The sequence below is a fragment of the Nocardia carnea genome (assembly GCF_029868855.1).
Classification (GTDB): Bacteria; Actinomycetota; Actinomycetes; order Mycobacteriales; family Mycobacteriaceae; genus Nocardia; species Nocardia carnea_A.
The window spans coordinates 40,805-47,131 of the sequence record NZ_JARWOV010000068.1 but is presented as its reverse complement, the minus strand read 5'-3'; the positions used below and the strand labels follow the sequence as shown (position 1 = coordinate 47,131).

6 protein-coding genes and 1 pseudogene are annotated in these 6,327 nt (G+C 68.0%); 6 read left to right on the top strand and 1 reads right to left on the bottom strand.

What is annotated here, in order from left to right; genetic code table 11:
- Positions 1–373: pseudogene (locus QH195_RS06145) on the top strand (hypothetical protein); the annotation flags it as partial.
- Here QH195_RS06145 and QH195_RS06140 read toward each other — a convergent pair.
- Positions 348–1,259 (bottom strand): sigma-70 family RNA polymerase sigma factor, encoded by a 912-nt coding sequence (locus QH195_RS06140; protein WP_280434641.1) that lies wholly within the window; start codon positions 1,257–1,259, stop codon positions 348–350. The pseudogene QH195_RS06145 and the gene QH195_RS06140 overlap by 26 nt on opposite strands.
- A 186-nt stretch (positions 1,260–1,445) precedes the next feature.
- Here QH195_RS06140 and QH195_RS06135 point away from each other — a divergent pair, with 186 nt between their 5' ends.
- The 5 genes from QH195_RS06135 to QH195_RS06115 all read left to right on the top strand — a co-directional run bounded on the left by QH195_RS06135 (position 1,446) and on the right by QH195_RS06115 (position 6,317).
- Positions 1,446–2,567 carry an amidohydrolase family protein gene (locus tag QH195_RS06135; RefSeq protein ID WP_280434640.1) on the top strand — a complete coding sequence of 374 codons (1,122 nt, stop codon included), beginning with the start codon at positions 1,446–1,448 and terminating at the stop codon, positions 2,565–2,567.
- Entirely contained in the window at positions 2,564–2,944 is a 381-nt protein-coding gene (locus QH195_RS06130; protein ID WP_280434639.1) for a hypothetical protein, read from the top strand. Before QH195_RS06135 ends, QH195_RS06130 begins: the two co-directional genes overlap by 4 nt.
- Positions 2,941–4,500, top strand: a complete 1,560-nt coding sequence (locus QH195_RS06125; RefSeq protein ID WP_280434638.1) for a multicopper oxidase family protein — start codon at positions 2,941–2,943, stop codon at positions 4,498–4,500. The genes QH195_RS06130 and QH195_RS06125 overlap by 4 nt, the downstream gene beginning before the upstream one ends.
- A gap of 817 nt (positions 4,501–5,317) precedes the next feature.
- The gene (locus tag QH195_RS06120; RefSeq protein ID WP_280434637.1) at positions 5,318–5,602 is read left to right on the top strand and encodes a hypothetical protein; all 285 of its coding nucleotides are present in this window, start codon (positions 5,318–5,320) and stop codon (positions 5,600–5,602) included.
- Between the two features lie 139 nt (positions 5,603–5,741).
- Positions 5,742–6,317 carry a dihydrofolate reductase family protein gene (locus QH195_RS06115; RefSeq protein ID WP_280434643.1) on the top strand — a complete coding sequence of 192 codons (576 nt, stop codon included), beginning with the start codon at positions 5,742–5,744 and terminating at the stop codon, positions 6,315–6,317.
- Positions 6,318–6,327 lie beyond the last annotated feature (10 nt).

The following is a 6,327-nucleotide window of genomic DNA, read 5'->3' as shown; positions in this document are numbered from 1 at the left end:
CCCCCCCCCCGCGCGGGCCGCGGCCGCGTCTCCCCCCCCCACCCCCCCCCCCCCCCCCGCCCCCCCGCCCCCCTACCTGGTGAACTGGTTGATCACCGCCCTGTACGGGCTCCGGCGGGAGGACCGGGAGTTGCGCGCCGGCATGGTGGGCGCATTCGCCGAGGGCAAGCGGCCCGAGAGGATTCCTGAGGTGGCCGCCACGATTATCAACCGGCACGCGCCGGTCGCCGCGGCGATGTCCGCGTTCATGCGTGCGTTCCAGCACAAGAGCCGGAGTACCCCGTATCCGGACGAGGAGATCCGCCGCCTGCTGCGCGGCCGGGGCGCTGCACTCCTCGGCTCCGCGGTCAGCGAGCCGGATCCGGATCGCTGACCCGGGTCAGCTTGGCGGGATTGGTCACCGAGTAGACCCCGATCACGGTGTCGTCAGGGGCGATATCGAGCACGACGACCGCCAGCGGGGCGGCACCGTCGAAGATCACCGCGCACGGATCGCCGCTGACGGTGCGCCAACCCACCCGGTAACCGTCCAGTCCCGCTGCGGCAACGGACATGAACACCGCGGCGACCGCGGTACTTCCGTGGACCGGCTGCAAAGAGGTGGCGACTCCGGCGCCGCCGCTATCGGTCCAGAGGGTGACTCCCGGCGCCAGTACCGCGAGTAGTTTCTCCAGGTCTCCGCCCATCGCGGCCTCGACGAAGCGTTCGGTCACCTCCCGGCGGATCCGCGGGTCCACCTGGGTGCGCGGCCTGCGCGCCCGGACGTGGGCGCGGGCGCGATGAGCGATCTGGCGCACCGCGGCCGGTGAGCGGTCGACCATGCCGGCGATCTCGGTGTGCGGGTAGGCGAAGACCTCGTTGAGTACGAACACCGCCCGCTCCAGTGGAGTCAGCGATTCCAGGACCACCAGCATGGCCATCGACGACGATTCCGTCCGCAGCACGCTCGTCGCACCGTCGTCCCCGGTGGTGTCATTGTCGAGTAGTGGCTCCGGGAGCCACTGCCCCACATAATCTTCGCGGCGCCGGGCCAGCGCGGACCGGCGGGCGAGCGCTTGGTTCACCGCCATCCGGGCGAGGTAGGCACGGACGTTGTCGATCGGCCCGGCACCGCGAACGCGCGCCTGCCATGCCAGCCACACCTCTTGCAGGACGTCCTCGGTGTCGGCGACGCTGCCGAGCATGTTGTAGACCACCGAGAACAGCAGCTCGCGGTAGCCGGCGAATGTCTCGGTCGCGTTGTCGATGTCCTCGTGCACGGCAGTCCTCCGGTCCAGCAGGGAGATGGTCTTTCTACGAAGAGGATGGCGGCGACGCCGAGTGTGACAGATACGCCGGAAGCTGTGATCCATCCCACAGGATCGCCATTTCGGAGTCACATTCGGCCCACGTCGCCGACTCCTAGCCGACGAAATCCTTCCCCAGCTTTCCTGCCAGGAGCTCCCATGCGCACCCGCATCACCGATGTCCGCGTCTTCGACGGCGAACAGCGGATCGACCGCACCACAGTCCTCATCGAGGACGGCATGATCGTCGCCGCCGACGACGCGCCTGCCGACCTGGAGATCGACGGGACCGGCCGCACCCTGCTCCCGGGACTGATCGACGCCCACACCCATATCTTCGACGGCGACCTGGCCGCCGCGCTCACCTTCGGCGTCACGACCGAGCTCGACATGTTCTGCCTCCCCGAGATCCTGACGGACCAGCGGGCGGCGGCCGGCCTGCGCGACGATATCGCCGATTTGCGCAGTGCCGCCACCCTGGCCACTGCACCGGGCGGTCATCCGAGTCAACTGCTGGCCGCACCGGATATCGCCGCGCTCGGCCTCCCTCCGTTCGACACCATCTCCCGCCCCGAGCAGGCGGCGGATTTCGTGCGGGCCAGGCTGGCCGAAGGTGCCGACTATCTGAAGATCGTCATCGACGACGGCGCCGTGCACGGCACGGGACTGCCGGTCCTGTCGGCGCAGACCGCGCAAGCGCTGACCTCCCACGCCCATGACGCGGGATTGCAGGTCATCGCGCACGCGATCACCGAGCGCGAGGTGACGATCGCACTCGACGCCGGGGTCGACGGGCTGGCACATGTGTGGACCGATTTCACCGACCACACTCTCGATCTCGCCGATCGGATCGCCGCGCAGGACGTGTTCGTGGTGAGCACCCTCGTGTACTTCGAAGCCATCACCGGGCAGCGCGAGCTCACCGCCGACTGCGCGGTACCCGGCTCGTTCGCCGACGCGATCCGGGTGGCACGGGCGTTGTATCAGGCCGGGGTGGCACTGCTCGCCGGCACCGACGCGACTCCGTATGTACCCGCCCACGGCTCGGGTCTGCATCGGGAAATGGTGCTGCTGATCGGGGTCGGTTTGAGCCCGCTGGAGGTGCTCGCGGCCGCGACGAGCCGGACGGCCGATCGTTTCGGGCTGTCGGATCGAGGGCGCATCGCACCGGGATTGCGTGCGGATCTGCTGCTCGTCGACGGGGACCCGACCACGGATATCACCGCCACTTCCGAGATCGCCGAGGTGTGGCGTCGCGGTGTGCGTCAGGTCCGCCGATGACGGCGGCCGTGGTCGCCCGGTGGCCGCTGCCGCTGTTCCGGGCGACGGTGACGACGGCGGCGGTGCTGGTATTCGCCCAGGCCGCCTTGGCCGGCGGTTTCCTGGCCGGACATTTCGAAGCCTTGGCGATGCACAGCCGCAACGGCGGCCTCGTGGCCCTGGTGTTCCTCGGTCAGCTCGTCTGCGCGGTGCTGCTGTGGCGCAAGGGTGGTGGCCCGGCGTGGCCGGCCCGGACCGCGGTGATCCAGTTGTCGATCGCAGCGGCGCTCATCCCGCTCGGTGAACAACGGGTGCTGGCGGTGCATATTCCGCTCGCGGTGGGGTTGTCCATCGGCTCGGCGCTGCTGGTGAGCTGGGCGTGGCGGTGGCAGCGATGAGCATCAGCAGGCGAGGATTCCTGCGCGCGGGAGCCGCGGCCGGAGCGGCTGTCGCCGTCGGCGCCGCGGGCTGGGCGACGGTGCCGAGAATCGTGCGGCCGGGTGAGCCGGGTTTGCTGCTGCCCAGCGCGGCGCCGCTGCCGCGGCCGTTCCGGGCGCGGCTACCGATTCCACCGGAGCTTGCTCCCGTCGGTTCCGATGCCACCACCGACCACTACGAGATCATCCAGCGCACCGCGCATCTCGATATCCTGCCGGGTCTGCGCACCGAGGCATGGACCTATCACGGCAGCTTCCCCGGCCCGACCATCCGGGCGAGGTCCGGCCGGGCGACCTCGGTGCGCCATCGCAACGAACTGCCCCATCCGACGGTGGTGCACCTGCACGGCGGGCACACACCCGCAGACAGCGACGGCTACCCGATGGACCTGGTCCTGCCGGTCGGCTCGACCGCCGCACCCCAGCACAGCCACGGCAGGCACGGCGTCGCTCCCACCACGGGCGAGCTCTCTCACGGCGAGCGCACCTACCGGTATCCGAACCGCCAACGCGCGGCGTCCCTGTGGTACCACGACCACCGGCACAGCTTCACCGGCCCGGCGGTCTGGCGTGGGCTGGCCGGTTTCCACCTGATCGGCGACGATGTCGAGGATGCCCTGCCGTTGCCACGCGGCGACCGTGACATCCCCCTGCTCATCAGCGATCGTTCGTTCGCCGCCGACGGCTCGTTCGCCTACCCGCTGATCGACCCCGACCTGCACACGCCCGGTGTCACCGACCCATATATGAACGGCGTCCTCGGTGATGTGGTGCTCGTCGACGGCGCACCCTGGCCGCGGCTGGAGGTGTCGCCGGTGCGCTACCGATTCCGGTTGCTCAACGCTTCCAACGCACGCCGCTACCGGCTCACTCTCGAAACGCCTGGAAGTGGTTTCGTGCAGATCGGCAGTGATGGGGGCTTGCTCGACCGACCGGTCCGGCACGACCGGATCGATATCTCCCCGGCCGAACGTTTCGACGTGATCATCGACTTCGGTGCGTACCCGCCCGGAACCTCGGTTCGATTGCGCAACGCCCTCGACACCGGACCGGCCACCGACATCATGCGTTTCGACATCACCGGCCCGCTGCGATATGACGACACCACCGTCCCCGATCGGCTCGCACCCATGGAGCGCCTGGACCCGGCCACCGCGGTCGCCGAACGCACCTTCCTGTTCCAGTTGGGCCCGGCCGGGTGGTCGATCAACGGCGCACCGTACGAACCTGGCCGGGCCTTGGCGAACCCGCGCCTGGGCACGGTCGAGCTCTGGCGCTTCATCACCGATTTCCATCATCCGGTTCACGTCCACCTCGACCCGTTCCAGGTCATCTCCCGCAACAACCGCCCGCCCGGCCCCTTCGACGCAGGCTGGAAGGACACCGTCGATGTCCGCCCTGCCGAAGTCGTCGAGGTGGCGGTCCGCTTCACCGACTACCCCGGCCCGTTCATGCTGCACTGCCACAATCTCGAACACGAGGACATGGCGATGATGGCCGACTTCCTGGTGACGTAGTTCGCCGCCCTTGGCGCAGTCGGGGGCGAGCGATCGCGAGGCTGCCGATGCCGATGTCGGTATCCGCGAGTGAGCGAATTCTCCGGACGAGAACCACTACAGTCCTGAGTGTGGGTCAGCATGAGGAAGATTCAGCGCCACCGACGATATTTCGGGCTTCGTCGGGCGTCCACGTATCGATGGTGGTGCTGGGTCTGATCGGAATCGCGAGCGGCTGCTTGCTGCACGTGATCATGTCCGCCGACACGACGCCGACGTTCCCCGTGGTGGCTCCCATCGTCGCGGGTGCCCTCTCGGTTCTGCTCGGACTGAGCTATTTCATCAGTCCCTCACCGGCTGTGACAGTCGACGATCAGGGGCTGGTACTCAGGCCATTCGGTCGAATCCCATGGGCTGCGATATCCCGCGTCCATCTGGTCACCGCGAGAATCGACCCGAACACGCGATACCTGGCCGTCGAACTCGTCGAACCCCTCCCGAAGTTCGCTGAGAGTCATTGGCCCAGATGGGTCTACGGCCCGATAGGCAAGCTCTTGTCCGGTCATCCGGTGACTGTGCCGGAACGTTCGCTGCGCCCGATATCCCTGGACGAAATCGTCGCCGAACTACGAAGGCGAAACCCGGGCCTGGTCTTTACCAGGTCCGGGCAGCTACCGCCGGCAAGCGACAGTTGCGGTCGAGGTTCCTGAACCAGTTCTGGCTCGCCCCGTGGAAATGCGGCGTCAGCGGGTCATGTATCGGCGGGTGAGACCAGGGTCGTGACCGCGTCCAGCCCCACACACCCGTAGAAGCGTTCGTCGTCCACCCCGGTTCGGCGATGACCGGCCTCCAGCAACACGGCACCGGACCACTGACGCGCCTGTTCACTCCGCTCGCAGCGAGCTTGCTGATGGGTTCCGCCGCCGGCGCCGCCTGGCCCTCCCTCTACGCCGCCACCAGCCCCGATGTCACCACGGGAGAATTCATCGGTCCGGCCGGACGCGACCAGACCTCCGGCACCCCCGAACCCGCGAAACTGCCGAAAGGCGCCGACAATACCGACCTGGGCGCACGATTGTGGGCCGACAGCGAACGACTCACCGAGGTCACCTTCGAGCCCTGACCCTGCTCGGGACGCTACTCGGGGATCACGCCGATCGGCCGGCCTGTACCTGGCTTGTCGGCGGCGGCCAGTTGCAGGATTTATCGATATTTCGTGTGGAGTCGCGATGAGTTCTGCCCTCCGGTGCAGTCTGATCTCCATGGGTAAACTCATCTATGGCTTCAACGTGTCGGTGGACGGGTACATCGCCGACGCGCAAGGCAGTATCGACTGGAGCGATCCGAGCGAAGAAGTGCACCAGTACTGGAACGACTTCGTGCGGGAGACCGCCCTGTCGTTCTACGGGCGGCGGCTCTACGAACTGATGTCCGCGTACTGGCCGACCGCCGACAAGGCTCCGGACGCCACCCCCATGATCGTCGACTACGCCCGCGCCTGGCGCGCTATGCCCAAGGTCGTGTTCTCACGCACCCTGGAGTCGGTCGACTGGAACTCCCGCCTGGAACGCGGTGACCCGGTCGAGGTGGTGCGGAAACTGAAAGCCGAAACCGACGGCAGGCTGGAGGTGACCGGCGCGACGCTGGCCGCACCGATCGTGCAGGCCGGGCTGGTGGACGAGTTCCGGCTCGTGATCGCGCCCACCGCCGTGGGCGGCGGCACCCCGTTCTTCCCCGCGCTGCCGTCATGGATATCGCTGCGACTGCTGGAGAACCGCACCTTCCCGTGCGGCACGGTCCTGCTGCGCTACGAGGCGAAACACGACCGACACCGATGAATTTGTGGCC

Coding starts and splice junctions, on each gene's coding strand:
- QH195_RS06135 (WP_280434640.1), top strand. CDS start 1,446: ATGCGCACCCGCATCACCGATGTCCGCGTCTTCGACGGCGAACAGCGG.
- QH195_RS06130 (WP_280434639.1), top strand. CDS start 2,564: ATGACGGCGGCCGTGGTCGCCCGGTGGCCGCTGCCGCTGTTCCGGGCG.
- QH195_RS06125 (WP_280434638.1), top strand. CDS start 2,941: ATGAGCATCAGCAGGCGAGGATTCCTGCGCGCGGGAGCCGCGGCCGGA.
- QH195_RS06120 (WP_280434637.1), top strand. CDS start 5,318: ATGACCGGCCTCCAGCAACACGGCACCGGACCACTGACGCGCCTGTTC.
- QH195_RS06115 (WP_280434643.1), top strand. CDS start 5,742: ATGGGTAAACTCATCTATGGCTTCAACGTGTCGGTGGACGGGTACATC.